This is a genomic window from Qipengyuania sp. NPDC077563 (assembly GCF_044901345.1).
GTDB lineage: Bacteria > Pseudomonadota > Alphaproteobacteria > Sphingomonadales > Sphingomonadaceae > Qipengyuania > Qipengyuania aestuarii.
Genome location: NZ_JBJDPC010000002.1, coordinates 475302 through 501263, shown reverse-complemented (window position 1 = coordinate 501263; position 25962 = coordinate 475302). Strand labels below are relative to the sequence as shown.

Here is a 25962-nt window from a genome sequence, read left to right as displayed (position 1 = left end):
CGATCCCACCACCTAGATGCGCAAAATCATGCGCATTCCCTTCATCAAGATGCACGGTCTCGGCAATGACTTCGTTGTATTGGATGCGCGCCAAGAGGCTCTGCCGCCCGTAACGAACCGGATGGCGTCGGCACTTGCCGATCGGCAAACCGGAATAGGGTGCGACCAACTGGTGCTGCTCGAGAGGAGCGACCAAGCGGATATCCGCATGCGGATCTTCAATTCCGATGGCGGCGAAGTAGGCGCTTGCGGGAATGCAACCCGGGCGGTTGCCTTAATTCACGGCGAGGAAGCCCGCATCGAAACGCAAGCCGGCATTCTGATCGCCTCTCCAGCCGATGGTGGCGCCAGCGTGGATATGGGCCAGCCGCGCTTCGAATGGGATGCGATCCCGCTGGCCTACCCGATGGACACTCTTTCCATGCCGGTTCGGTGGGGACCGCTCGATACGCCAGGCGCGGTCAATGTCGGCAACCCCCACGTGATTTCATTTGTAGATGATTGCGATGCTGTTCCGCTTGATCGCCTTGGTCCCGAAATTGAAAATGACCCGCTTTTTCCCGAACGGGTCAACGTTAATGTCGCTACCGTCGAAAGCCTTGGTCGTATCCGCCTGCGTGTGTGGGAACGGGGAGCCGGACTAACCCGCGCCTGTGGCACAGGGGCTTGCGCAACAGCCGTCCACGCCATGCGCCGCAAACTCGTCGACAGCTCAGTAACCGTTGGTCTACCAGGCGGTGATTTGCAGATCGAATGGCAGATGGGTTCTTCAATACGGATGACAGGACCTGCAAGCGAGAGCTTTCGCGGCACCTTCGAATGGGAAGATTACGCATGAACGCGCCGCAAAAGGTGCCGGAAGTGGTCTCACTGGGTTGCCGCCTCAATCTTTCCGAAAGCGAGCGCATTCGCACCATGTTGGCGGGGGAGGATAACCTCGTCGTGGTCAATAGCTGTGCGGTGACAAGCGAGGCGGTCCGCCAGACGCGGCAAGCAATTCGCAAGGCACGAAAGGCCAACCCCGAGGCCAGGCTTCTGGTAACCGGGTGTGCGGCCGATATAGAACGTGAACAGCTCGGCGCCATGCCCGAAGTAGACGGCCTGATCGCCAACGCTGCAAAGCTCGACCCGCGTGCGTGGAATGTTCCGGCAAAAGCGCCCCCCGTAGCAGCGCTTCACACCCGCGCTTTCGTCGCGGTTCAAAACGGCTGCGACCATGCGTGCACTTTTTGTGTCATTCCTCAAGGTCGCGGCCAAAGCCGATCCCTTCCAATTGCCGAGGTTTTGCAGGAGATAGAGACGCACCTTGAGGCAGGATCTGCCGAAGTCGTGCTGACCGGGGTGGACGTAACTTCATGGGGTCACGATCTGCCGGGTAGTCCAAAACTCGGCGCATTAGTGACAGCAGTTCTGCATGCCTTCCCGGCACTTCGCCGAATAAGAATGTCGTCCATCGATGGCATTGAGGTAGATGATCAGCTTTTCGAGCTATTCGCGGGGGAGCGTCGCATCATGCCGCATATCCACCTGTCCCTTCAGCATGGCCACGATCTCATCCTCAAGCGAATGAAGCGTCGGCACAGCCGCGCCGACGCACTTGATCTCGTCAGACGCCTGAAAGCCCGGCGGCCCGAAGTTGCCGTCGGTGCAGATCTAATTGCAGGGTTTCCAACCGAATGCGAAGATCACCACGAAGCCAATCTTTCGATCATCCGTGATCTCGATATCGTCCATGGACATATCTTTCCCTACTCCGTCCGTCCCGGCACTCCTGCCGCGCGGATGCCGCAGGTCGATCGGCTTTCGGTAAAACGACGTGCCGCAGAATTGCGCGCTCAAGTCGCGAAGCAGCGAAGCAAATGGCTGCCATCTCTTTTGGGAAATCCGCTGGAAGTGCTCGCGGAAGCAGACGGCACCGGCTATTCCCCTGAATTCGCTCGCGTGATGCTGCCGCAAGGCGCTTCGCGCGGCTCTATTGTCACTGTGACGCCCAAGACCCTCGAGGACAATCTCCTGTCATGAGCAAACCTAGCTGGACCGAGCGCCTGTTCGGCGGCTTCAAGAAAACATCCGACCGCCTGAGCGAAAATCTCACGGAGGCGGTCTCCAAGGCAAAGCTCGACGATGCAACTCTCGACGATGTCGAGGATGCTTTGATCATGTCGGACCTCGGCCCAAGCGCTGCTGCTCGGATACGCGAGCGACTGAGAGAAAAAAGATTCGGTCTGGAAATCAGTGCCGACGAATTGAAGGAGGCGGTCGCAGACGAAATCGCGGCGATTCTGCGTCCCGTTGCCAAGCCTCTGGAGATCACTGCCTTTCCGCGGCCTCAAGTACTTTTGGTCATCGGCGTTAACGGCAGCGGGAAGACCACCACGATCGCCAAGCTTGCGCATCTCTTTGTCGAGGATGACTACAATGTCATGCTAGCCGCTGGAGACACCTTTCGCGCAGCCGCCATTGGTCAGCTTCAGACTTGGGCCGATCGCGTCGGGGTGCCCATTGTGCGGGGGCCAGAAGGCGGAGACCCGGCGAGCATCGTGTTCGATGCCGTCAAGAAAGGCACCGAGATCGGAACCGACGTGCTTATCGTCGATACGGCGGGGCGTTTGCAGAACAAGCGCGAACTGATGGACGAGCTGGCCAAGATCCGAAAGGTGCTAGGCCGCCTCAATCCGGAAGCACCGCACGATGTAGTTTTGGTGCTCGACGCGACCAATGGCCAGAACGCTCTCTCCCAAATCGATGTCTTCAAGGAGGTCGCGGGCGTGTCAGGCCTCGTGATGACCAAGCTTGATGGCACCGCGCGAGGCGGCGTGCTGGTTCAGGCGGCGGAGAAATACGGGCTGCCCATTCATGCCATTGGGGTCGGCGAGAAGATCGATGACCTGCGGCCGTTCGATCCCGATCTCGTCGCACGCGTCATCGCGGGGATCTCATAGTAGCGGTCTCTAACCAGCCGATGAAGTCTGCGTTGCAGCCGAACAAATTGTAGAAATGAACCGATACAGATGACAGAGATAAAGACCGAAACTGTGGCTGGAGAAAAGCCAACCGGTTGGCTCAATACCCTCGTCGATTATGGCCCTCTGTTGGTTTTCCTCGGCGTCTACAAGTTTTACCAACCGCCCGAGGATTCCACTTTCGGCGAAATCGCCGCGGTCATCTACGGCACTATTGCCTTCATGGTGGCAGCGGTTGCCGCCCTGGCCTTCAGCAAGTGGAAGTTCGGCAAGGTCAGCCCGATGCTTATTTTGTCGACCACCTTGATCGTAAGCTTCGGTGGCCTCACCATCTGGCTACGCGACGAACGTTTCATCCAGTTCAAGCCAACCGCCATTTATCTGCTGTTTGGCGCCGTGTTGTTCATCGGCTGGCTTCGAGGCCGAGCTTGGCTTCAGGTGCTGCTGGAGGCAGCATTTGAGGGGGTTACTCAGGAAGGCTGGCTCAAGCTCTCGCGCAATTGGGGCTTCTTTTTCCTGTTCCTCGCCGTTTTGAACGAGTTACTCGTGAGGACCATGAGTTTCGAAAGCTGGCTCTGGGCAAAGATCTGGGTGTTTTTACCCCTGACCTTCCTCTTTACCTTCTCGCAGATTCCCATGCTGCTCAAGCACGGTCTCTCGCTTGAAGATAAGAATGATGTGGTCGAAGACGAACCACCTACCGCTTGAGAAGTCGATGCCCATCACAATCGAGCTCAAACCAACTCTGAAGGTTAGGACTGCACTTAGCCAAGGGATCATCGACTTCAATCGTAACGCGATCGTCGACCTGGAAGCCAATGATGCCGAAATCCGCTTTCATGTCATCGCGACCAATGAACAAGATGAATTGATCGGAGGTCTACGCGCAAGCTGTTACTGGAATACGCTGCACATCGAATTGCTCTGGCTATCAGATCCAGCACGCGGGCGAGGAACGGGGGCCAAAGCATTGGCCGCCGCTGAATATTTCGCCAGAGCAAAGGGATACGAAAAGGCTTTTGTCGAGACGACAAGTTGGCAGGCCAAGCCGTTTTATGAGAAGAACGGCTACGATCTTCTGGCTACGCTGGAAGGCCGCCCTAGGGGCCATTCTTCGCACTATCTCACCAAGGACCTGACCCGAACTTAGTCCTGCTCTTGCGCCGCCTCAAGCTTCTCGACGCGAACCTTCTCGCGTTCTTCTGCTACCCCACGTGCATGCTCAGCCAAACCACGCCACGTTTTTTCCGAACGTAACGCGCGATCCCTGACGTTATCCAGTGTAGCGCCTGCAGCTTCCTCAGCCGCCTGATCGGCGCGGGAAATGCAAAAGGCATAGCTTTGTGTGTTCGCCATCGCATGGCTCCACGAATTAGATGTCGGGCGCCCGCGCTGATCTGCGCGGGCACCCGACGAGATTAAATCAGTCGGCAGCCGAGAGATTTACGGCGCTTTCCTTGCCATTGCGGCCGGACTCGACTTCGTAATTGAGACGCTGCTCTTTATCGAGAGTCTGCATGCCAGCAGCCTGAACTGCGGAGATGTGTACGAAGCTGTCAGCAGAACCGTCATCGGGCTGGATGAAACCATAGCCCTTGTCGGTGTTGAAGAATTTGACTGTTCCGGTCTTGCTCATGTTCGGTTCCTTTCAAGAACGCGTAAGTGTGCCCCGCAGCGACATGCCCCGGGGTCGTGCGTAAAATCGTCCGATGAAAGGAAGTCAGCGTCTGGTTTACGCCGGGGCCCATAGGGCAAGCGGCGGTCGTCAAATAACCGAAGTCCGTCGCAAATTTCGACGTCAGCGAGAGCTTACTAACACGGCGGGCGTGATTTACCTAACGATTACACCCGGATCGTCTGAGACCGAACCTTATATCTCCACCTGGCTGCCCAATTCGACAACGCGATTGGTGGGCAGACGGAAGAAATCCATCGCTGTCGCTGCATTGCGAAGCATCCAGGCAAAAATCTTTTCTCGCCATATCGGCATGCCGGGATTGCTGCTCGGCAACAGCGTCTGACGGCTGAGGAAGAAGCTGGTATGCATCATGTCGAACTCGCCGCCGCACCGTTCCATTTCTTTCAAGCCTTGCGGGACATTCGTCTCCTGCATGAAGCCGTAATGCAGCACTGCGCGGTAGAAACCATCGCCGATGTCATGGATTTCGCATCGCTCGGTTGCATCCACATAGGGTGCGTCGGCGATAAGAACGGTCAGGATAATGACGCGCTCGTGCAGCACTTTGTTGTGCTTGATGTTGTGAAGAAGTGCTGATGGCACCCCGGCGGTCTGGCTGGCCATGAAGATGGCGGTTCCAGGCACACGTGCAGCAGAGTTCTTGGCACTCTTCGCGAAAATCTCAATGGGCAATGCAGTCTCATGCATCCGCTCCCGCATCAGTTTGCGACCTCGGGCCCAAGTCGTGAGAAGGGTAAACGCCACAAGCCCAACGACCAGCGGGAACCAGCCTCCTTCGGGGATTTTGGCCAGGTTGGCCGCAAAGTAGGCACCGTCTACAATGAGGAAGAACAGGACGACAGGAGCGGCGACCCACCACTTCCACCTCCATACACCGACGAACAGGACACCCATCAGCAGTGTGTCGATCGTGACCGCTCCCGTCACAGCGATCCCGTACGCACTCGCAAGATTGGACGAGTTCTGGAAGGTAAGGACGAGGATGATGACAGCTACCATCAGGGCCCAATTGATGACCGGAATGTATATCTGGCCGCTTTCGGTTTCGCTCGTGTGCCGGATGGTCATGCGCGGCATGAAGCCAAGCTGCATCGCCTGATGGGTGATGCTAAAAGCGCCCGAGATCACGGCCTGGCTGGCAATGAACGTCGCCAATGTTGCGAGAATGACCAGCGGCAGGCGATATTCCTCGCTTGCCAGCAGGAAGAAGGGATTGCGGACCACCTCAGCTGCTTGCTCTGCAGGAAGCCCTGCGATCATGGCTCCCTGACCAAAATAGTTTAGCAAAAGGCATGGCATGACAAAGCCGAACCAGGAAAGCCGCATCGGGCCACGACCGAAGTGGCCCATGTCGGAATAAAGTGCCTCCGAGCCTGTCACGGCCAGTACCACAGCGCCCAATGCGAGGAACGCGATAACGCCATCAGAGATGAAAAATTGTACTGCATACCAAGGGTTAAGTGCCCAGAGGATATCGGGATTTTGCCAGATTTGGTTTGCACCCAAAAGTGCAATTGTTATGAAGTAAACAATCATGACCGGGGCGAAAAGTGCACCGACTTTGGCAGTACCCCGGCTCTGCAGGAAGAAGAGAAACACCAGCAGGACCAAGGCGATGGGGATGACAAGCGATTCCAGACCTGGATTCACGACGGTCAGCCCTTCGACGGCCGAAAGTACGGAAATCGCCGGGGTAATCATGCTATCGCCATAAAATAGCGAGGTAGCAAAAACGCCCAGCAGCACGACCAGCCAACCGTATTGCGAACGACCGATGTGGCGGCTCAGCAAGGCGACAAGAGCAAGGCTACCGCCCTGCCCCTTGTTATCTGCGCGCATGAGAATGGTAACGTATTGAATCGATACGACGATCAGCATCGACCAGAAAATGAGGCTGACGACACCGAGAACATGCATGCGGTCAATGGCGATATTCGCGGCCCCGGCGAAGGTTTCGCGAAACGCGTAGAGCGGGCTCGTGCCGATATCCCCGAACACGATGCCGATTGCGCCGAAGGCAAGTGCGGCCTTTGACGCGCCATGGCTATTGCCATGACTGCTGTCGCCGCCACGCTCGGGCTCTGAAATCGGCGCTAGGGCCTCGGTCATAGAATGGATTTTACCTGCCGCATTGCGTCAAACCTTGTAGAAACGGAAGCCACGCTCCCGCACAAGCTGGCGGCGATTAGCAGTAAGGGTCAAGCGGAGCAACACGCCGCGCGCCACGCCTAGTTTTCCGGCGTTTCCACTGCCTGAGGGCGGAGGATTTCATCAAGCCTTGCAAGCCTCTGGGAAAGCGACTCGCGCCATGGCGCATCGACTGGCGCGGATTCGATAGCTTCCCGCCACAATTCGCGCGTCCGCTCGATCTCGCCGGACCGCAGCCAGGCCAGCCCAAGAAAATACCGGGGGCCGCCGTTGGCCTGGTCGAGAAGTTGCGCGCGTTCGAATGCCTCGAGTGCGGCAGGCGTCAGCCTTCCATCGGCATGCTCGACCAACGCGATTCCCAAGGCCAGCCAGGCTTCCCGATCTTTCGGCGCCTCCTCTACAGCGTTCCGGTAGAACCCTGACGCCGCTTCGAAGTCGCCACGCCGCACATAACTGTCGCCAGTGACAATCCAGCGGGAGGGAAACTGCGTGGTATCGAAAAACTCACGGCGGGCTTCAACTAGAAGCTCACTGTCGACATCGTTCTGCTCTTGAGCCTCACCCGGCGATGCGGGTTGATCAGGCGAACCTTGCAGCGCGTAGCCTGTCAGTCCGAAAAGGAGCGTAGCGCCAAGGACTGTCCAGCCGGCTCTGTTCACTCGCAGGACAAAGGCTGCAACCAGAAATGCTCCGACCGCCAACGCGACCACGGCGATCCAGCTCACGAGCGCCTCCGAAACCGCCGACTGAACAGCAGTAAAGCAATTATCACCAGCAAAGCCGGAACTGCGAAAAGCGGCCAGGTTGTCGCGCTCATGACTGGTTCGTAACTGACATAGTCCCCATAGCGGTCCATCAACCAGCGCCGGATCGCTTCAGGCTCTTCACCTGCGGCGATGCGAATACGCACCTGATGCCGCATGTCGCCCGCCATCGACGCATCGCTGTCCGCAATGGATTGTGATTGGCATTTCAGACAGCGCAGCGTCTCCATCAAATCCTGCGCCTGTGCTTCCTGAGCCGGGTCATTCAACTGCCGATAGGCATACGGCGCTGGGGGCACCTCACCTTGCGCAGCTAGAGGCAACGCCAAAGAAGCGGCAAGAAGAGCCAAGGCCAGCCTCATCTTTCGGCTTTCCGCAGTTCACCAAGCAATATGGGCACGTGCTCTGGCCGTATATCCCCGACATGTTGATAGGTTATCCGGCCACTTCCATCGACCACAAAGGTCTCAGGTACTCCCGACGAACCAATCCCGAGTTGCACTTCGGAAAGGTCGTCGCGACCGATCCGTGCATAGGGATTACCGTGCTGGCTCAAGAACCGGGCCACGTCCTCCGGTTTGTCACGAATAGCGATGCCTACGATTTCCGCCCCTTGCTCCTTTAATTGCTCGAGTTGCGGTGCTTCCGCGATGCATGGAAGGCACCAACTTGCCCAGATGTTGAGAAGCCTTGGACGACCATCGGCAAAATCCGCACTGGCCACTCCCGGCTGCTCGCTCACCGCCGGCGGAAGGTCGAAGTACGGCAACACCTCGCCAATCATCGCACTTTTGACGAAGTCATCGCGCGGCTGCGTCAGTTGGTACGCTGCGAGGCCGAGAAAGGCGAAAAACACCAAGAATGGCAACCAAAGCCGCCAACTCATAGCATGGCCTCCTCATCGCGCCGACGTGCGGCAATTTTGCGCTGCGCAGAACGCCGTTTGACGTCGGTTCTGACGCGCCCGACGAGCGCAAAAGCACCTCCGAGAGCGATGAGAAGCCCGCCATACCAGATAAAGGTGACGAACGGCTTCCACCACAATCTCAGCTGCCAACGGCCATCTACACCTTCGCCCCCCATAACGGCGTAGAGCTGGCCGTTCCAACGAGTCACAAGCACGCTCTCTGTAGTTTGCTGAGGAGGCGCCCAGAAATTGCGGGACTGAGGTTCGATTTCCACCGACTCTCCACCTTTGTATGCCGCCAGCAATCGTCCGGAGAGCGCGGTCCAGTTCGGCCCCGCAATTGGTTCTACGCCATCGAGGCGGACCAGCCACGGCCCCACAGACGTCTGCTGTCCCTCCTCCAAGGCGGCGAGGCGTTCTTCGGAGAATGCGCTCTCACTAGCCATACCGAACAACGAAACCGCGATGCCGAAATGCGCGATGACCATACCCCACGTCGCCAGAGGGACACGAGTAAGTTTTCGCCCCCTCAGCGGGAGAAAGCTCGCGACCCCCAAAGCAAGGGCGAATGAGAGACCTAACAACGGCAACAATGCCATGCCGAAGATAACCGCCAGCAAGCCCATGGCCGCAAACGTCAGCGCTGCCGTCAGGGCAAGCTCCCGCGATACGCGGTCCCAATTATCCCGGCGCCACCTGAGTAGTGGCCCGACCGCCATGACCGCAAGCATAGGAAAGACAAAAATGGCGCTGACGGGATTGAAGTACGGCGGCCCCACGGATACGCGTATGTCGAACGCTTCGGTCAGAAGCGGATAGAGCGTACCTAGAAGCACAACGGCAAGGATCGCGCTAAGCATCACATTGTTTACGACCAACGCCCCTTCCCTGCTGGCCACAGAAAAGCGCTCACCCTCGCTTATCGAACCTGCGCGCAAGGCGAAGAGCAACAGTGCGCCACCGATGTACAGCGCGAGAAGAAAGAGAATGAAACTTCCCCGCTCCGGATCCACGGCGAAAGCGTGAACACTGGTGAGAATGCCCGAACGGACCAGAAATGTGCCCAGCATCGACATGGAAAAGGCGACAACACCAAGCATAATCGTCCAGACCCGTAACGCGTCGCGGCTGGCGAGGACGCCGGCTGAATGAAGCAGCGCAGTCGCGGCCAGCCACGGCATGAGGCTGGCATTTTCGACCGGGTCCCAGAACCAGTAACCGCCCCAGCCAAGTTCATAGTAGGCCCAGTAACTTCCCGCGGCGATGCCGAGCGTTAGAAAGGTCCACGCCCCAAGGATCCACGGCCTCATTGCACGAGCGAAAGCAGGAGTAACTTGCTTCGTCACGAGAGCACCGACGGCGAAGCTGAAAGCCACTGAAAGACCGACATAGCCAAAATAGAGCGTCGGTGGATGGAGCGCGAGACCGATATCCTGCAGCAAAGGGTTGAGGCCCAACCCTTCCGCGGCAGGCTGCGCAAGCCGTTCGAAGGGATTCGAACTGAGAAGAAGAAACGCGTAAAAACCCAGCGCCACGAAGCCCTGAGCAGCCAGGGTCGCCTGCATCGTGCGCTCCGGCAGTCGCCTCTCGACCGCCGCGATAAGCGCTCCGGCGAGGGCCATTACCGTCACCCACAATAGCATCGAGCCTTCGTGATTTCCCCAGGCTCCTGATAATTTGAATATCAGTGGCTTCATCGTGTGCGAATTCATAGCCACCAGCTTCACCGACAAATCGGTAATGCCGAAAACCCACAACAGTGCGCCAAACGCGGTCCCAACCAATCCGCCCTGCAATATTGCTGCCGGACGCGTCAGTTGCGCGATCTCGTTATCCGCCCCGCTCCACACGGACAGTGCACCGCACGATAGTTGCAGAACGGCGAGCGCCGCAGCCAGCCAAAGCGCTGCAAGACCGAGTTCTGCGATCATTCCAATCCAACCGTCGTATCTTCCGCCATCTCGGCGGCCTGGTGCTCGCTCATCCCTTCCAGTTCTCGCGGAACATAATTTTCATCATGCTTGGCGAGAAGGTTGTCCGCAACAAAGGTGCCGCCACTGTTGAGGCGCCCTTCGGCAACCACACCGGAACCTTCGACAAAGAGGTCAGGCAGTATTCCGGCATACCGCACTGGAATGCGGGAGTTTTCCCGACCAGTCACCGCAAAAGTGACCGTTACACCATCAGCCAACTTCTGGAGCGAGCCAGGTTCGACCATGCCGCCCAAGCGTACTGCTTGACCCGGCTCTGGAGGTTCGGCGACCATCTGCTCCGGCAGATAGAAATAACTCGCCTGATTGCGCAGCGCGTACACCGCGAGAAGCGATGCACCGACCAGCGCAATAAGAGCGAGAACGACGAGAACGAGGCGTTGGTGCTTTGCTTTCATCTTTCTCGCCTCGATCCGGAACGAATTTTTTCGCGCCTGGCCTCAGCCCTCTTCATGGCGAACCAGCTCCAGAAGATCATGGCAACAGTCCCACCGATGCCTATCGCGTAAGCTGCATAAACAAAGCTCCACTGATCCAAAGCCTCGCGCATTAGTCCGCCTCCAAGGCTTGGCGGCGCAGTCGCGCATCGGCCTGAATATCGGCAAGGATGGCACGCATGCGGGCAAGAACAACGCCAGCAAAGATCAGCGAGAAGCCGATAACTGCTGCAAGCAGAGGAGCAAGAAATACCCCGTCGATGGCGCTTTTCCCCATCGTAATGCTCGGCGGCTGATGGAGGGAGTTCCACCATACGACGCTGCGATTGATAATCGGGATGTTAATCGCACCCAAGAGTCCGAATATAGCGGGGATACGGGACGAGACCCCTTCCCTCTCGGCAGCTTGTCCAAGAGCAATATAAGCCGCGTAGAGAAAGGCCAGAACGAGCATCGATGTCAACCGTCCATCCCAGACCCACCAAGTGCCCCACGTCGGCCTGCCCCAGATCGATCCGGTAACCAGACAAACTAGGGTGAAAACCAGGCCCGGCACAGCTGCGCCTCGAGCAGCGATGGCGGCGAGGGGGTGCCGCCAAACGAGGTAAACCAGACTTGAGAGGGCGATCGCGGTCCAGCCCCCCATTCCAAGCCAAGCGGTCGGGACATGGATAAATATGATCCGCACGGTCTCGCCCATCAAGCGATCCGGCGGCACCAGCGCGAAACCCCAGATTAGGGCAGCTGCGGTCAAGACTATCCCGGCAATCAACGATGCCGGGGTTAGCCAGCCCGCCAAGGCCAGAAAACGTTTAGGATTTGCGAAGCCATGCATTGTTCAAGCCGTGGCCGAAGCCTATTGCAGCCGCTGACCCTGCCCGCAAGGAAGATCAGCGTCCAATGAGTTCCTGCGCCATTCGGTCAGCTACCTGGTCGGGAGAAACGCCGGTCTCATCGCTCGTCTGCCAGATTTCCTCGAGGCGCCCAGGGATAAGCGCGATGCGCTTACGCACCTCGTTAATATCACAGGGGGCTTTGTCGTTCCGGCAAAGGTATTCGAGCGTCACCGAGATGATGCCGCCGGCGTTGATGACATAGTCCGGGGCGTAGAGAATCCCGCGCTCCGCCAGCATCGGTCCATGCTCCGCACGCTTTAGCTGGTTGTTAGCGCCACCGGCGACGATCTTGCAATCCAGCCGGCCGATCCCCTCTTCATCGAGAATCGCACCAAGAGCGTTTGGGCTGAAGACATCGCAGGCTACGGACATAATAGCTTCGGGAGCGACACATTCCGCATCAAGTTCGCGTGCCAGATCTTGGCACCGATCCATATTGATGTCCGAAAGCGTGAGCTTGGCACCTTCCTTCGCCAGGAGCCGTGCAACACCGCCGCCCACACTACCGGTGCCCTGGATCGCGACATGCACGCCGTCCATGGCATCCTTGCCAAGCTTGTGCTTCACTGCCGCTTTGATGCCGAGAAAAATGCCCAGCGCCGTAAAGGGGCCTGGGTCTCCGCCCGCTGCATCTTCACCCTCGACCGGGAGCCCGGACACATACTGCGTGCGCTCGGCAACTGCCGCCATGTCGGCTTCCGAGATGCCGACATCTTCAGCGGTGACATATTGGCCGCCCAATGCATCGACCGCATCTGCAAAAGCGGCAAGCATTTCTGGCGTTTTGGTCCTGCTCTCGTCAGCAAGAATAACTGCCTTGCCTCCGCCCATGGGGAGACCGGCCATGGCATTCTTGTAACTCATCCCGCGGCTTAGGCGCAGCGCGTCCCGCATAGCGGCTTCAGGCTCGGCATAATGCCAGAAACGGGTCCCCCCGGCGCCGGGGCCAAGATGCGTAGAATGCAGGGCGATAATTGCCGTGAGGCCGCTTTTCGGGTCGCGTACGACCTCGACCAGTTCGTGGTCGTCGTAATCCGCTTCGGTCCAGAACGCCGTCATCGATCAATCACCCCCAAAAGGTATTTCATAACCCGGCGCGAAGGGAGAAAATGGGGCGATCGACGGGGTTCGAACCCGCGACCTCCGGTACCACAAACCGGCGCTCTAACCAACTGAGCTACGATCGCCACACGCCCCCGGAACGCTGCCGGGAAGGCGGCACATATACGCAAGGATCGGGCCGTCAACCCGCCTTACGCAACGGCGAGCGCCTGTTGCACAACAAGGGGGCAGATGGGAAGTCAAAAAATGAAAGAGGCTCACTATGCGCAACTTTCTTTCACAGCTTGCGAGGGCGCTCGTGTTGGCTAATGCATGGACAATGAATTCACCCAACGAATCTACAAGCGCTCTCCTGCTCTCTTCGAATGGGGTACAGCGCGCTCCCTCGGACAAGATCGAATTGTTCCAAATGCGAGGCTTCGCTGGTCCAGAGTTATGCAGGCAATTGATCGATCTCATCGAAAAGGATCGGCGACCGTCGACGCTCGCGGACGCAGGCGACGATCGCTATTTTCGAACCAGCGAAACCTGTGATTTGCCTGAGGACGAACCGGCAGTTCGTGAGATGGAAGACTTGCTGGCAAGATTGAATGGCATCGATCCTGCGCACGGCGAACCACTGCAGGGCCAGCGTTATGAGATCGGTCAGGAGTTCAAAGCCCATTGCGATTATTTTAATCCAGGTGGCAGGGATTGGGAAAAGTATTGCTCGGTCGCGGGCCAGCGAACTTGGACCTTCATGGTGTACCTGAACGATGTCGAAGCTGGCGGCGCAACCCGGTTCAAAGCCGTAAAAAAGACCTTTCAACCCGAACTGGGAAAACTGCTCTGCTGGAACAACCGCCGCCCAGATGGAAGCGAGAACCCGAATACCATCCATCACGGGATGAAGGTCAGAAAGGGCGTAAAATACGTAATAACGAAATGGTATCGTGAGAAAGTCTGGGGCTGGTAAAACGGAAAAGGGCGGCCCCACCGGACCGCCCTTCAAAAATCTGGCGTAAGCGGAAAAGCTTACTTCTTGAGCGTAAGCCCGCCGAAACGCTTGTTGAACGCGGCAACGCGACCACCTTCGGAAAGCTGCTGCTTCCCCCCGGTCCAAGCAGGATGGCTTGTGGGATCAATATCGAGCGCGAGAGTGTCGCCTTCTTTGCCCCAGGTCGAGCGCGTCTGGAATTCGGTACCATCGGTCATCTTGACCGTGATCATGTGGTATTCGGGGTGACCTTCGGCCTTCATGATTTACGTCCTTTTAGCTTCGGAACGGTTCCGACCGGTCCAGCTGTGTTGGGAAAGGTTGCGCGCTTAAAGCCGAAATGCGGGATTCGCAAGGCTATTCCGGAGCGTCCGCAATCATCGCAGTGAAGCCGACTTCACAGGTAACCTTGCCATCAACCGAAGCTTCTCCTGCAAATTTGCACACACGTGCCCGCTTCTGCACGAATTCAGCCTTGAGATCGAGAAGGACGCCTGGCGTTACCGGGGCACGAAATTTCGCATTCTCAATTGCCATGAAATAAACGAGCTTACCCGATCCAGAGAGACCCAAACTCTCGACTGCGAGAACTCCCGCAGCCTGGGCCAAGGCTTCAATCTGGAGAACACCCGGCATGATGGGAGCGCCAGGGAAATGGCCTTGAAAGAAGTCTTCGTTGAAACTTACAGCCTTTACCGCATGAATTCGCTCATCGACGACGATCTCTTTCACACGGTCGACAAGGAGTAAGGGATAGCGATGTGGAAGGCGTTTAAGCACTTCAACAACGTCGAAGCTGGTGTCGCTCATATCCCCACTCCTCTTTTCAAAATCAGCGACCAGAGGTCTGGGCGGGCTGCTGCTGTGCTGCAGCGGCCTGCTGCTGACGGGCCGCGACCATGCGAATTTGTTCGACCTGCTGATATACGGCGACCGACTGCTGGCTGGGCTGCCAGCCTTGTGGGGCTGCAGTCTGTACGCTCGGCACGCGTGTGTTGAGCGCGGTTACTACCTTTTCGCTGATGTTCGCACCGGCAGCCGACCATGCGACGGCATCGGGCGAAAGCACGACTTGAATGTTGTTTGCCGAAGTGACGGTCTGCAGAGACGCCGAATACTGCTGGAGGATCTGTTCGACAGCATACACACGTGCCATATCGATCTGATTGCTCAGCTGGCCGATCTCGCGCTCAAGCGTTTGAATTTGCTGAGCCTGCGGAGCATTCTGCGCAGCCTGCTGTTCCGCTTGGTCGAGATTACCGTCGTTATTGGTATCCAATTGCTGGATCAGGCCCTGGGCCTGCTGCTGCTTCTGCTGGATCTGCTGAATCTGCGACGCATAGGTCGTATTGATCTGCTGGTACGCTGTGTTGAGCGCCTGGCTTGCAGCGATAGTAGCCGGCGGATTAACGATGCCGATGTTCCCGCTGACCTGTGCGGCAAGTGGCGATGCTGCAATAGCCGCACCTGCAAGGCTGGCGACAGCGATGGTTTTGCTGAAAATGTTCATCAGAATTGCGTTCCTACGTTGAAGGAGATGGTCTTGGTGTCATCTCCTCTCTGCTTCTTGATCACTTGCGATACATCGATCCTGAACGGACCGAACGGCGAGTTCCAGTTGACCCCGATACCCGCTGTTATGCGCGGGCTGATGCTGTCCCCGAGGAAGACTTCCTTGTAATAATTGCCGATGGCGGGATTGTAGGGCGTTCCGTCCTCCGCCGCCGCATTGGTGGTCTGGAGGAACTGACCGGTAGGCTCGCCGTCGGTATTCAGGACTGGCTGCAGATACAGCAGGTCCCCAGCGAGATTACGGAGTTGCTCTCCATTCGGATTGTCGACCAATGTCGGGCGGTCGACGGCGAACAAGGAGCCAACATCAAGCCAGACCGAAGGCCTCAGCCCCATTTCCTGCGCGCCGGATCCGAGCGGAATTTCCAGTTCGGCACGGCCCAGATAGTAGGCTCGTCCGCCAAGCGCATCGTCGAAGTTGCGATTGTTGTTCTGGCGCAGATCTTCGAGGGTCTGAAGAATTCTGGGGCCGCTCGGATCATCCGGATTGATCTGATACTGAAGTCGAACGACGCGCGGGCCCACACCGCGAATATCGAAACCACGGAACTGGGGTTCGCCGAGCTGGAAGCGATCGGTGAGCCGGACATCGTCGAAGCCCGGCGTTCCGCGGTCTTCGAGCGCCTTGATCCAGCCCCCTTCGGCCTGAAGCGAGAAAATGAAGCCGGATCCAAGAGGCATCCATTTACCCATCTTGGACCGCATTCTGAGATATTTCACATCGCCGCCCAGTCCTGCGAACTCGGCAGTCGTCGATATCGATTCACCCCGTGTGGGGCGCAGCCTGCTGTTGAGCGAATCATAGTTCAGCGTGAAACCGAGGATAGAACTCGTTCGCTTTCCGACCGCTTCGCAAATGAAGCGTGACTGGGTGCATTCATCGACCCCGTCACCGTCGAAGTCGCCGAAATAGGCGGTTCCCACGGTCACGTCTTCAAAGTTCAGCGTGTAACTTGCTATGGCCGACATGTATTCGGTGAGGGGCACACCCGCGCGGAGCTGCAAGCCGGTTGTCGCCTGCTTGTACCGGTTCAATTCGCTGGCATAAAAGTCATTATCGTATTCGCGATGGTAGATATCCGCGCCCATCGAGATATTGCGATCAAATACATAGGGCTCAGAAAAGCTCACCTGCGCCGATTTCGAGAACCGCGAGTAATTCAGGCTCAGGCCGATGGTCTGCCCTCGGCCGCGGAAGTTGCGCTGCCGGATCGAACCCGCGAGCACGAACTTTTCCAAGCTCGAAAACCCTGCGGAAAGCTGCAGTTCGCCCGTTGGCTGTTCCTCGATATTGGCTTCCAGAATTACGCGGTCAGGAGCGCTGCCCTCAACCTGGGTAATTTCGAAATTCTCTTGGAAATAGCCAAGCGAGCCAATCCGCGCCTCGGAGCGCTTGATAGCAAGGCTATTGAAGGCGTCACCTTCTGCGACGCGGAACTCTCGCCGCACGACCTTGTCCTGCGTAAGAGTGTTGCCGTTTACATCGATACGCTCGACATACACGCGAGGTGCTTCACGAAGGACGAAGGTAACGTCCATAGTGAGATCTTCGGGATTGCGAGTAAACTCAGGACGCACATCGGCAAAGGCATAACCGAAGGTGCCAGCCAGGTCGGTCATCTGCTCGACGGTGTCTTCCACCTGCTTGGCGTTATACCAATCGCCCGTCGACATCGGCAATCGACCAGTCATCGCACTGCTATCGAAATCGCGAAGTTCGCTGCGAACCTCGACATCGCCGAACTTATACCGTTCACCTTCTTCCACCACATAAGTGATGATGAAGTCTTCCTTGTCCGGCGTCAGCTCCGCAACGGCGGAAACGACGCGGAAATCGGCATATCCTTCGGTAAGATAGAAGCTGCGCAGATTTTGCTGGTCGAATGCCAGACGATCAGGATCGTAACTGGTGTTCGAACTGAGGAAGGAAAGTAGTCCGCCAGTCTGCTTGGTGACCATTTCATCTTTCAGATCACCGTCGGAAAACTGTTCATTCCCAATGATGTTGATCTGGCGAACTTTGGATTTCGGCCCCTCATCGATCTCGAAGACGATATCCACCCGGTTCTGGCTGAGCTCGACCATCTGCGGCTCGACCGTCGCCGCAAAGCGGCCCTGGCGCTTGTAGAGCTCGATGATCCGGGCAACGTCCGCACGCACTTTCGAACGGGTGAATATCTGGCGCGGGGCCAGGCGAATTTCGGGCAGGATCTTATCATTCTTGATGCGATCGTTCCCTTCGAGAATGATCCGGTTGATCACCGGGTTCTCGACGACATTGATGACCACATTGCCATCTTCGTTCGTTACGCTCGCACTTGAGAAGAGCTCGGTCGCATAGAGGTCCTTGATGACCTGGTCGCCAGCTGCGTTGGTGTAGACGTCACCGGGCCGAAGACGGATGTAGGAAAGGATGGTTTGCGGCTCGAGGCGCTGTGCACCCGCTACGGCAATGCTGCGCACTACAGCCTGCTGCTCGACCGCCGCACTCGCTTGATCCGTTTCCGGAGCAGCATCCTGCGCCAGAGCCAAACCAGGCATACCGCCCATGATCGTACCGGCCAGCAGGCCGGCTACAAGCTTCGCAGCCCGAGGTTTCGTCTTGCCCGCGGCAGTCGCAAATCCAGTCATCGACAAGGGAGTTCCCGTCCTCAAATAATCCATTGGCCTGCCCGTCCGGCGGCCAGATGGCCCCCTGCCCGAAGCAGCCCGTCCAATCAAGCCGTGTCGAGCCGCGCTCTGCGGCTCCTCCTCGGCCTGTCCCCGCCTAATTCCCGAACATCGGGAGCTTGGCGATATCTATGAAGGTGACGAATATCATCAGCGCGAGCACAAGCGCGACACCGGCTCTGTAAGCCACCTCCGTACTGCGGGGCCCCAGCGGTTTGCGGCGGATCGCCTCAGCCGCATAGAATGCCAGGTGCCCGCCATCGAGGGCTGGAATTGGCAGGAGGTTGATGAATGCCAAGTTAAGCGAGATAAGCGCCACGAAGTTGATGAAAGCAAGCGGTCCCATGCTGAGCTGTTCGCCTGCATATTTACCGATCGTGACCGGACCGCCCAACTCTTGAACGGAGCGATCTCCCACAATTATCTGCTTGATCCCGGTAACCATCATGTCGACCATGTTGACCGACTGAACCACCGAAAGTCTGGCAGCTTCCACAATCCCGACTGGCTGAAAATCCATACCACCGGAGTAGATACCAAGCCTGCCTACACGCGAACTGTTACCGAACCGATCTGTCTCGACGCTATCAGCGATGGTGACCGGAATAGTCAGGCTGCGCCCTTCGCGCTCGACGGCCATCTCAATGGTCTTGCCCGGGAACATAAGGACGCGATCCTGAATGTCCTGAAATTGCCGCACCGGATCTCCGTCGATTGCGGTGATCCGATCTCCCTCCTCAAGACCGGCGGCCTGCGCAGCGGATTGCTCGGCAAAGCTTTGTATGACGTTCGTTTCTGAAGGATCGGCCGGCACAGGCTTTCCATAGAGCGCGAAAAAACTCGCGAAGATCGCGAGAGCGATCAGTATGTTCATTGCCGGTCCGGCAAATACTATCAGCGCTCTCTTCCAAAGAGCAGCATGGTGGAAGCTGCCGTCACGCTCTTCCGGTGAGGCCTTGGCGATAGCCTCCTTGTCCGGAATGCTTGCCGGGTCCATGTCGCCCTTGAACTGCACATAGCCGCCCAGTGGCAAGGCGGACAACTTCCAACGCGTCCCGCGCTTATCCGTGTAACCGGCAAGCTCCCTGCCGAAACCGACGGAAAAGGCCTCGGCCTTCACTCCGAAAAATCGCCCAACGAGATAATGGCCAAGTTCATGCAGTGTCACCAGCGGCCCCAACAGAAGTGGGAAGCCGATGATGTACATCCAAAAAGGAATAGAAGCGTCCAAGGTCAGTCTTTCTCCAGGTACTCTTCAGCCAGTTGTCGAGCCGCGGAGTCGACGAGTAAGACATCATCCAGAGTCTGTGGGTCCGGCGGCAAGTTTGCTGCGTTGAGAACGGCTTCCACTATTACCGGGATGCGGCTGAACCGGATCTTACCTGCAAGGAAAGCAGCAACGGCAATTTCGTTCGCGGCATTGAGGACCGCTGGCGCCGCCCCGCCCGCCTCGGCAGCCTGGCGGGCGAGCTTGGTTGCCGGGAAACGAACCTCGTCAGGTGCAAAGAAAGATAATTCTCCGATTGCAGCGAGATCGAGGGGGGCCATTGGCGTATTCATGCGGCGCGGATAAGCCAAGCACGAGGCAATCGGGACCCGCATATCGGAGGGTCCGAGCTGAGCCAAGGTGGAGCCGTCGCGATATTCGACCATTGAGTGGATCACACTTTGTGGATGGACCACGATGCGTATCTTATCGAGACCCACCGGAAAAAGGTGATGCGCTTCGATCAGTTCTAGACCCTTGTTGAACATGGTGGCGCTATCCACGCTGATCTTGGCGCCCATATCCCAATTTGGATGTGCGATCGCCTGTTGCGGGGTTACCGAGTCAAGGTCATCGACCAGCCTCAGCGGTCCGCCGCTGGCGGTTAGGGTAATCGACCGCACGTCGGCCAAATTACCACCCTGAAGGCACTGAAAGATCGCGTTGTGTTCACTGTCGACAGGCAGAAGCGTAGCGCCATGCGCTTCAACTGCGGCAGTCATGACCTCGCCCGCTGAAACCAAGGCTTCCTTGTTAGCGAGCGCGACTGTGTGCCCTTGCTTGATCGCGGCCATGACCGGAGCGAGTCCTGCGCAGCCTACGATGGCGGCCATGATCACATCCGTCGGTCGTTCAGCAGCCTCGCACAGGGCAGATCGTCCGGCAGCAGCCTCGATCCCCGAACCGGACAGAGCAACTTTCAGATCGCTATAACGCGCTTCGTCGGCGATGACCGCAATCTCGGGACCAAATTCGCGGGCTTGAGCGGCCAGCTCCTGCACATTGGAATGCGCTGTCAGGGCACCAACGCGCCAGGCATCAGAGTTGCGCCGAACGAGATCAAGTGTGGATGCGCCAACCGAGCCTGTCGCTCCGAGGATGCTGATTGTACGGGTCATAGGCTGCTATTCAAAAACAGACCCGCCAAAAGCACCACCGGAATAATGCCGTCGGTCCGGTCGAAAAATCCGCCGTGTCCGGGGATGAGATTGGAACTGTCCTTTACACCCGCCTTGCGCTTGAGCCAACTCTCCAGGAAATCGCCGCTTTGCGCTGCGATTGCTATTATTGCACCCATACAAAAAACGGAAAACACGGAATGCGGCGCGACGCGCGCTGCAACAACGCTATCCATGGCTGGCGCGACAATGGCGCTGAAAATGCTTAGCCAGACGCTTGCCCCGACGATACCCCCGAGCAGTCCTGCCCACGTCTTTGAAGGGCTTATTCGCGGCGCTATCTTTGGTCCCCCAAGCGTGCGGCCGAAACCATAAGCAAAGCTGTCGACAAAAATCACCGCGCCCACCACCCCGACGATCATCGTGACTGGTAATTGCGTCAAAACATAGCCTGAAGAGCCTATGTAGAGCGTACCGCCCACTAGCGACACAAAGCGGAATGGGAATTTCGAAGTTGCTCTCGGCACAAGGCGCAGGAATTCAGTCAAGGTGGCTAAAGCAACAAATGCGATGAACGCATCTAGCCACGGATCACCGGCGATGACCGCACCAACCGCAACAGCAAGCATTACGACCGCAGACGCGATCCGGACTGGCAGATCAGACGTCCGCACCGAAAGTGGGACGGTCATATAACGACGGGCGCGCTCCTTTAGTGCGTCCCTCTTGCGCGGCGCGTTTTCGGCTTCACCGTCCCCCAAATCGCCTCTCCCTACCCGAAAACTGGTCCAGCGCGTCCATTAGATGTGCTGGCGTGAAATCGGGCCATAAAATCTCCGTAAAGACCATTTCGGCATAAGCAGCCTGCCACAAGAGAAAATTCGACAGGCGCACTTCACCGCTGGTGCGAATAAGGAGATCCAAGGGCGGCAGGTCAGCCGTGTAAAGGTTTGCAGCGATGCTTTCCTCGGTAACTTCGCCCTGCTTTGCAGCGAGACGCGCAGCAGCGGCGATTTCTGCCTGGGCACCGTAATTCAGCGCAACAGCCAGCGTGCGCGAGCCCTTGGCCGTCTGCGCCAGCGCATCTTCCAGCATTGCTACGATGTCCGGCGCCAGGCTGCGCCAGTCGCCGAGGATATGCAGCTTCACATCGTTGGCAATAAACTCCGGCAAGTCAGACTTGATGAATTTGCGCATCAAATTCATCAGGTCATCGACTTCGTCCTCAGGTCGCTTCCAGTTCTCCGAAGAAAAAGCATAAAGCGTCAGACACTCAACCGGCGTATCCTTCAGGTTGCGTACAAGCGCGCGGACAGCCTCAACGCCTTTTCTATGCCCCATGACGCGTGGCAAGTGCTTGCGCTTCGCCCAGCGTCCGTTTCCATCCATGATGATGGCAACATGGCGGGCCTCCTGCTGTTTTTCACTCATGCCGGTGCGGCCCCTCACAAGCCGCTTACTGGCTCATGATTTCCTGCTGCTTCTTGGCCACAGCTTCTTCGGCCAGCGTTACGTGGGTGTCGGTCAGTTTCTGGACATCTCCTTCGGACCGCTTTTGGTCGTCCTCAGAGATTTCCTTCTTCTTTTCGTCTTCCTTGAGCGCTTCCATTCCGTCGCGGCGCACGTTGCGGATGGCGATCTTGGCCTTTTCGCCATATTCGCCTGCCACCTTGGCGAGATCCTTGCGGCGCTCCTCAGTCAAGTCCGGCATGGGCAGACGGATATTCTGGCCGTCTTGAATAGGGTTAAGGCCCAGATTTGCCTTTGCGATGCCCTTTTCTACCGCACTGACATTGGCTTTGTCCCAAACTTGCACGCTCAGCATGCGCGGCTCGGGCGCGGAGACCGTCGCTACCTGGCTCAGCGGCATCATCGAACCGTAGACTTCGACCACCACCGGATCGAGCAGACTGGTGTTGGCACGGCCGGTGCGCAGGCCCGAAAGATCGCCCTTGAGGCTTTCCACGGCGCCCTTCATGCGGCGCTCGATATCGGCTTTGTCGTATTTTGCCATCGTCGGCTTCCTCGTTCTGTCGGTTTGTTCGTTTTACGCGGCCTGATCTGTCACGATCGTCTGCACGCCCTCGCCCGAAAGCATGCGTGCCAGATTACCTTTCTCGCGAATAGAGAAGACCACGATAGGAATGTCATTATCTCGGCACAGTGCCACTGCACTGGCATCCATGACCTTGAGGTTATCGGCAAGTACCTTGCCGTAGCTCACCGTATCATAACGCTTGGCACCAGCATCCTTCTTCGGATCGCTATCATAGACGCCGTCCACGCTAGTGCCCTTCAGCAGTGCATCGCAATTCATTTCCGCTGCGCGTAATGCAGCACCACTATCGGTGGTGAAATAAGGTGCACCAACGCCCGCAGCAAAAATGACGATGCGTCCCTTCTCCAGATGGCGTTCGGCGCGGCGGCGGATAACCGGCTCGCACACCTGATCCATCTGCACCGCGCTCTGCACACGTGTTTCGACTCCCAATTGTTCGAGCGCACTCTGCATTGCCAGAGCGTTCATGACGGTGGCCAGCATACCCATGTAATCGGCTTGCGCCCGGTCCATGCCCTGCGCTGCGCCAGCCATTCCGCGAAAGATATTACCGCCGCCGATGACGAGGCAAATTTCCAGGCCAGTTTCCTTGGCCGCCTTCACCTCTTTGGCCAGCTCCAGCACGAAGGCGGGATCAATGCCGAACTGGTTCGTCCCCATCAATACCTCGCCCGACAATTTCAGGAGGACGCGGTTCATCTTGGGAAGGGTCATGGTGGCTGTTCTCTTTTTCCGGATTTGCGGCTCCTTAGCCATCACACGGTCAAGGCGCAAAGGGAAAGGCCGACTGTCCGAGACCTAAGATTGCCAATGAGGTGAATTTTGCTCAAAGCCTTCGTCCGGTTCCACACCAGCGCGCGCAACGAATTCACCGCAGCGCAATCAAAATGGTGCACTGGCAGCACGATGGATTTGCGCACCCTCTTTCGAATCGGTTTTATCGCGCTGCTCGCGGGGATTTTCGTTTTGGCGAACATGCCGGGCAATGAGGCGCCGTCGGTCTTTTCCTACGACAAGTTCAATCACATGCTCGCGTTCTTCGTCCTGACATTAGCTGCGATGTTGGCATGGCCTCGCACCAGACCTCTCGTAGCATTCATGACGCTCACTCTGTACGGTTGCGCGATCGAACTTTCCCAATGGCTGATGCCACTAGGGCGACAGGCTGATTGGCGTGACCTTGTCGCCAACAGCCTCGCTATCGCCATGGGCATTTTGGCAGGATCAGTAGCGAACCGGTTGTGGGGCCGAAATTCGGCAGACAAGCAAGCCCCATAGGACTTTTTTCCTGCGAGCCTATACGGGCGGCCAATAAAAAAGCCGCCGGACCTTTGCAGTCCGGCGGCTCCAGATTTTTCTTCGCCTAGCTCTCAGCCTTTGACAGCAGCAGCCACTTCGGCGGCGAAATCGGTTTCTTCCTTTTCGATGCCTTCACCGAGCTGGAAGCGGACGTAGTCAACCAATTCAACCTTGGCACCGATGTCCTTGCCGGCCTGCTCGACGACCTGTGCGATCGGGGTCTTGTTGTCGATCACATAGACCTGGCTGAGCAGCGCGTTTTCCTTCGCGTATTTTGCAACCGCGCCTTCGACCATCTTTTCCTGGACGTTTTCGGGCTTGCCGCTTTCAGCAGCCTTTTCCTTTGCGATCGCGCGTTCACGCTCGATCACTTCGGCGTCGAGTCCATCTGCGGTCAGCGCCTGCGGGAAAGCCGCAGCGATGTGCATGCCGAGCTTCTTGCCAAGCTCTTCGAGCTTTGTCTTGTCGCCTTCGCTTTCGAGGGCAACCAGAACACCGATCTTGCCAAGATCGGGAGCGACAGCATTGTGCATGTAAGGCACGATCACGCCGTTTGTGACCGAAACGGTTTTCACACGGCGGATTTGCTGGTTCTCGCCAATGGTGGCGACATTGTTGGTCAGCTTTTCGGCGACCGTGCCACCGGTCGGGTAGGCAGCGTTCTTGAGCGCTTCCACATCGTCGCCATCGATGCCAAGGGCAGTTTCGGTGGTCTTGCGGACGAAATCCTGGAACTGGTCGTTCTTCGCCACGAAGTCGGTTTCCGAGTTTACTTCGACGGCAACGCCCTTGGTGCCCTCGACGGCAACGCCGACAAGACCTTCGGCCGCAGTACGGCTCGACTTCTTCTGGGCAGTTGCAAGGCCCTTGGCGCGCAGTGCGTCGACAGCGGCTTCAATATCGCCATTCGCAGCTTCGAGCGCCTTCTTGGCGTCCATCATGCCCGCGCCGGTTTTTTCACGCAGGGCCTTAACGTCAGCGGCAGTAAATGCAGCCATGGTAATTTCCTTAACTGGTGTTTGATGCGGTGGCACCGGGTCCGCTGGTGTCAGCGGCCCGGCGCGTACCTCGTTTTTATGACGGCAGCGTTGCGCTGCCGTCCAACGGGAGTGGGCTTAGGCCGCAGCTTCTTCCGGCGGATTTTCCATCGCGCCGACATCGCGGCCGCTGTCCGCCACGCCTTCGCCCTTGCCAGTGCGAGCTGCTTCGGCAACCGCATCGCAATAAAGCTTGATGGCACGGGCAGCGTCGTCATTGCCCGGGATCGGGAATGCGATGCCGTTCGGATCGACATTGGTGTCGAGCACTGCAACCACCGGAATACCAAGCACGTTGGCTTCCTTGATGGCGAGATCTTCCTTGTTGGCGTCGATCACGAACATCACGTCGGGAATGCCGCCCATATCGCGGATGCCGCCAAGCGAAAGTTCAAGCTTGTCGCGCTCGCGCGTCAGCTGAAGGATTTCCTTCTTGGTCAGGCCCGACATTTCACCCGAAAGCTGCTCGTCCAGCGTCTTAAGGCGCTTGATCGACTGAGAAATGGTTTTCCAGTTGGTGAGCATGCCGCCCAGCCAGCGGTGATTCACGAAGTGCTGGCCCGAAGCGAGCGCTGCTTCACGGATCGGATCCTGTGCCTGACGCTTGGTACCAACGAACAGTACCTTGCCGCCCGAACGCGCGGTCGAGCTGATGAAGTCGAGAGCACGCGCAAACAGCGGCACGGACTGCGACAGGTCGATGATGTGGATGCCGTTGCGCGCGCCGAAGATATACGGCTTCATGCGCGGGTTCCAACGGTGGGTCTGGTGGCCGAAGTGTGCGCCGGCCTCAATCAGTTGCTGCATGGTGACGGTAGGAGCCGCCATGGTCATTTCCTTTCCGGTTGTACCTCTGGAAGACTGGAACCCGTGATGCGGAGTATCCCGCGCCGGGCACCGGTATGAGCGCCTTCCATGTGGATTTGTCTGCAATGAGTTTAGCCCGAATTGGCCGATTCACCTGCAGACGGCGTTCACTTAGCGGGTAAGCGCCAAGAAATCCAGTCTCAATTGAACGCAGAAAAAGGCGCGGCCGTCGCAAAAGGAGGTTGACAGGAGGGAACAAAAAGAGAACATATGGCTCATCGCCGGAACAG

The 25962-nt window shown here is 57.6% G+C and carries 29 protein-coding genes and 1 tRNA gene; 7 read left to right on the top strand and 23 right to left on the bottom strand.

Annotated features, from left to right (window positions below):
* The first annotated feature begins 28 nt into the window (after positions 1 to 28).
* The 5 genes from dapF (at position 29) to ACI2I1_RS08375 (ending at position 4113) form a co-directional block, all read left to right on the top strand.
* Positions 29 to 838, top strand: a complete 810-nt coding sequence (gene dapF, locus ACI2I1_RS08395; protein WP_404679156.1) for a diaminopimelate epimerase — start codon at positions 29 to 31, stop codon at positions 836 to 838.
* Positions 835 to 2022 carry a MiaB/RimO family radical SAM methylthiotransferase gene (locus ACI2I1_RS08390; protein WP_404678747.1) on the top strand — a complete coding sequence of 396 codons (1188 nt, stop codon included), beginning with the start codon at positions 835 to 837 and terminating at the stop codon, positions 2020 to 2022. Before dapF ends, ACI2I1_RS08390 begins: the two co-directional genes overlap by 4 nt.
* On the top strand, positions 2019 to 2942 hold the full coding sequence (gene ftsY / locus ACI2I1_RS08385; protein WP_404678746.1) for a signal recognition particle-docking protein FtsY: 924 nt from the start codon (positions 2019 to 2021) through the stop codon (positions 2940 to 2942). Before ACI2I1_RS08390 ends, ftsY begins: the two co-directional genes overlap by 4 nt.
* A 69-nt stretch (positions 2943 to 3011) precedes the next feature.
* On the top strand, positions 3012 to 3671 hold the full coding sequence (locus tag ACI2I1_RS08380; protein ID WP_404678745.1) for an inner membrane-spanning protein YciB: 660 nt from the start codon (positions 3012 to 3014) through the stop codon (positions 3669 to 3671).
* Positions 3672 to 3678: 7 nt separating this feature from the next.
* Positions 3679 to 4113 (top strand): GNAT family N-acetyltransferase, encoded by a 435-nt coding sequence (locus tag ACI2I1_RS08375; protein WP_404678744.1) that lies wholly within the window; start codon positions 3679 to 3681, stop codon positions 4111 to 4113.
* Here the strand turns inward: ACI2I1_RS08375 and ACI2I1_RS08370 are convergent.
* From ACI2I1_RS08370 to ACI2I1_RS08320, 11 genes are all read right to left on the bottom strand, one after another.
* A complete protein-coding gene (locus ACI2I1_RS08370; RefSeq protein WP_221542330.1) occupies positions 4110 to 4319 on the bottom strand; it encodes a hypothetical protein in 210 nt (69 codons plus the stop codon). The two genes, ACI2I1_RS08375 and ACI2I1_RS08370, sit on opposite strands and share 4 nt — an antisense overlap.
* A gap of 67 nt (positions 4320 to 4386) precedes the next feature.
* Entirely contained in the window at positions 4387 to 4599 is a 213-nt protein-coding gene (locus ACI2I1_RS08365) for a cold-shock protein (RefSeq protein WP_221541852.1), read from the bottom strand.
* Between the two features lie 234 nt (positions 4600 to 4833).
* The gene (locus tag ACI2I1_RS08360; RefSeq protein WP_404678743.1) at positions 4834 to 6771 is read right to left on the bottom strand and encodes a potassium transporter Kup; all 1938 of its coding nucleotides are present in this window, start codon (positions 6769 to 6771) and stop codon (positions 4834 to 4836) included.
* A gap of 119 nt (positions 6772 to 6890) precedes the next feature.
* The gene (locus ACI2I1_RS08355; protein WP_404678742.1) at positions 6891 to 7535 is read right to left on the bottom strand and encodes a tetratricopeptide repeat protein; all 645 of its coding nucleotides are present in this window, start codon (positions 7533 to 7535) and stop codon (positions 6891 to 6893) included.
* Complete coding sequence (locus tag ACI2I1_RS08350; protein ID WP_404678741.1) at positions 7532 to 7936, bottom strand: cytochrome c-type biogenesis protein; 405 nt, start codon at positions 7934 to 7936, stop codon at positions 7532 to 7534. Before ACI2I1_RS08350 ends, ACI2I1_RS08355 begins: the two co-directional genes overlap by 4 nt.
* Complete coding sequence (locus tag ACI2I1_RS08345) at positions 7933 to 8460, bottom strand: DsbE family thiol:disulfide interchange protein (RefSeq protein ID WP_404678740.1); 528 nt, start codon at positions 8458 to 8460, stop codon at positions 7933 to 7935. The genes ACI2I1_RS08350 and ACI2I1_RS08345 overlap by 4 nt, the downstream gene beginning before the upstream one ends.
* Positions 8457 to 10412 (bottom strand): heme lyase CcmF/NrfE family subunit, encoded by a 1956-nt coding sequence (locus ACI2I1_RS08340; RefSeq protein WP_404678739.1) that lies wholly within the window; start codon positions 10410 to 10412, stop codon positions 8457 to 8459. Before ACI2I1_RS08340 ends, ACI2I1_RS08345 begins: the two co-directional genes overlap by 4 nt.
* A complete protein-coding gene (gene ccmE, locus ACI2I1_RS08335; protein WP_404678738.1) occupies positions 10409 to 10870 on the bottom strand; it encodes a cytochrome c maturation protein CcmE in 462 nt (153 codons plus the stop codon). Before ccmE ends, ACI2I1_RS08340 begins: the two co-directional genes overlap by 4 nt.
* A 151-nt stretch (positions 10871 to 11021) precedes the next feature.
* Positions 11022 to 11744, bottom strand: coding sequence for a heme ABC transporter permease CcmC (ccmC, locus tag ACI2I1_RS08330; protein WP_221541859.1), 723 nt, complete (start codon positions 11742 to 11744; stop codon positions 11022 to 11024).
* 55 nt (positions 11745 to 11799) lie between these two features.
* Positions 11800 to 12864, bottom strand: coding sequence for an SDR family oxidoreductase (locus tag ACI2I1_RS08325; protein WP_221541860.1), 1065 nt, complete (start codon positions 12862 to 12864; stop codon positions 11800 to 11802).
* Positions 12865 to 12915: 51 nt separating this feature from the next.
* Positions 12916 to 12992 (bottom strand) — tRNA-His (locus ACI2I1_RS08320).
* A gap of 194 nt (positions 12993 to 13186) precedes the next feature.
* Between ACI2I1_RS08320 and ACI2I1_RS08315 the strand changes: the two genes are divergently transcribed.
* The gene (locus ACI2I1_RS08315; RefSeq protein WP_404678737.1) at positions 13187 to 13822 is read left to right on the top strand and encodes a prolyl hydroxylase family protein; all 636 of its coding nucleotides are present in this window, start codon (positions 13187 to 13189) and stop codon (positions 13820 to 13822) included.
* 59 nt (positions 13823 to 13881) lie between these two features.
* Here ACI2I1_RS08315 and rpmE read toward each other — a convergent pair whose 3' ends face one another.
* From rpmE to pyrH, 10 genes are all read right to left on the bottom strand, one after another.
* Positions 13882 to 14106, bottom strand: coding sequence for a 50S ribosomal protein L31 (gene rpmE, locus ACI2I1_RS08310; protein WP_221541862.1), 225 nt, complete (start codon positions 14104 to 14106; stop codon positions 13882 to 13884).
* 94 nt (positions 14107 to 14200) lie between these two features.
* On the bottom strand, positions 14201 to 14653 hold the full coding sequence (fabZ, locus tag ACI2I1_RS08305; protein ID WP_404678736.1) for a 3-hydroxyacyl-ACP dehydratase FabZ: 453 nt from the start codon (positions 14651 to 14653) through the stop codon (positions 14201 to 14203).
* Between the two features lie 22 nt (positions 14654 to 14675).
* On the bottom strand, positions 14676 to 15353 hold the full coding sequence (locus tag ACI2I1_RS08300; RefSeq protein WP_404678735.1) for an OmpH family outer membrane protein: 678 nt from the start codon (positions 15351 to 15353) through the stop codon (positions 14676 to 14678).
* Entirely contained in the window at positions 15353 to 18046 is a 2694-nt protein-coding gene (gene bamA, locus ACI2I1_RS08295; protein ID WP_404678734.1) for an outer membrane protein assembly factor BamA, read from the bottom strand. Before bamA ends, ACI2I1_RS08300 begins: the two co-directional genes overlap by 1 nt.
* Positions 18047 to 18182: 136 nt before the next feature.
* Positions 18183 to 19292, bottom strand: a complete 1110-nt coding sequence (gene rseP, locus ACI2I1_RS08290; protein WP_404678733.1) for an RIP metalloprotease RseP — start codon at positions 19290 to 19292, stop codon at positions 18183 to 18185.
* A gap of 26 nt (positions 19293 to 19318) precedes the next feature.
* Complete coding sequence (locus tag ACI2I1_RS08285) at positions 19319 to 20470, bottom strand: 1-deoxy-D-xylulose-5-phosphate reductoisomerase (protein ID WP_404678732.1); 1152 nt, start codon at positions 20468 to 20470, stop codon at positions 19319 to 19321.
* Positions 20467 to 21231, bottom strand: coding sequence for a phosphatidate cytidylyltransferase (locus ACI2I1_RS08280; RefSeq protein WP_404678731.1), 765 nt, complete (start codon positions 21229 to 21231; stop codon positions 20467 to 20469). The genes ACI2I1_RS08285 and ACI2I1_RS08280 overlap by 4 nt, the downstream gene beginning before the upstream one ends.
* The gene (gene uppS, locus ACI2I1_RS08275) at positions 21218 to 21901 is read right to left on the bottom strand and encodes a polyprenyl diphosphate synthase (protein ID WP_404678730.1); all 684 of its coding nucleotides are present in this window, start codon (positions 21899 to 21901) and stop codon (positions 21218 to 21220) included. Before uppS ends, ACI2I1_RS08280 begins: the two co-directional genes overlap by 14 nt.
* Positions 21902 to 21926: 25 nt before the next feature.
* Entirely contained in the window at positions 21927 to 22484 is a 558-nt protein-coding gene (gene frr / locus ACI2I1_RS08270; RefSeq protein ID WP_221541868.1) for a ribosome recycling factor, read from the bottom strand.
* Positions 22485 to 22517: 33 nt separating this feature from the next.
* On the bottom strand, positions 22518 to 23243 hold the full coding sequence (gene pyrH / locus ACI2I1_RS08265; RefSeq protein WP_224811324.1) for a UMP kinase: 726 nt from the start codon (positions 23241 to 23243) through the stop codon (positions 22518 to 22520).
* Between the two features lie 108 nt (positions 23244 to 23351).
* Between pyrH and ACI2I1_RS08260 the strand changes: the two genes are divergently transcribed.
* Entirely contained in the window at positions 23352 to 23807 is a 456-nt protein-coding gene (locus tag ACI2I1_RS08260) for a VanZ family protein (protein ID WP_404678729.1), read from the top strand.
* Between the two features lie 92 nt (positions 23808 to 23899).
* On the opposite strand, the gene tsf is transcribed toward ACI2I1_RS08260, so the two are convergent.
* Both tsf and rpsB read right to left on the bottom strand, forming a co-directional pair.
* On the bottom strand, positions 23900 to 24826 hold the full coding sequence (gene tsf / locus ACI2I1_RS08255; RefSeq protein WP_404678728.1) for a translation elongation factor Ts: 927 nt from the start codon (positions 24824 to 24826) through the stop codon (positions 23900 to 23902).
* A gap of 117 nt (positions 24827 to 24943) precedes the next feature.
* Entirely contained in the window at positions 24944 to 25693 is a 750-nt protein-coding gene (gene rpsB / locus ACI2I1_RS08250) for a 30S ribosomal protein S2 (protein ID WP_221541872.1), read from the bottom strand.
* Positions 25694 to 25962: the final 269 nt, after the last annotated feature.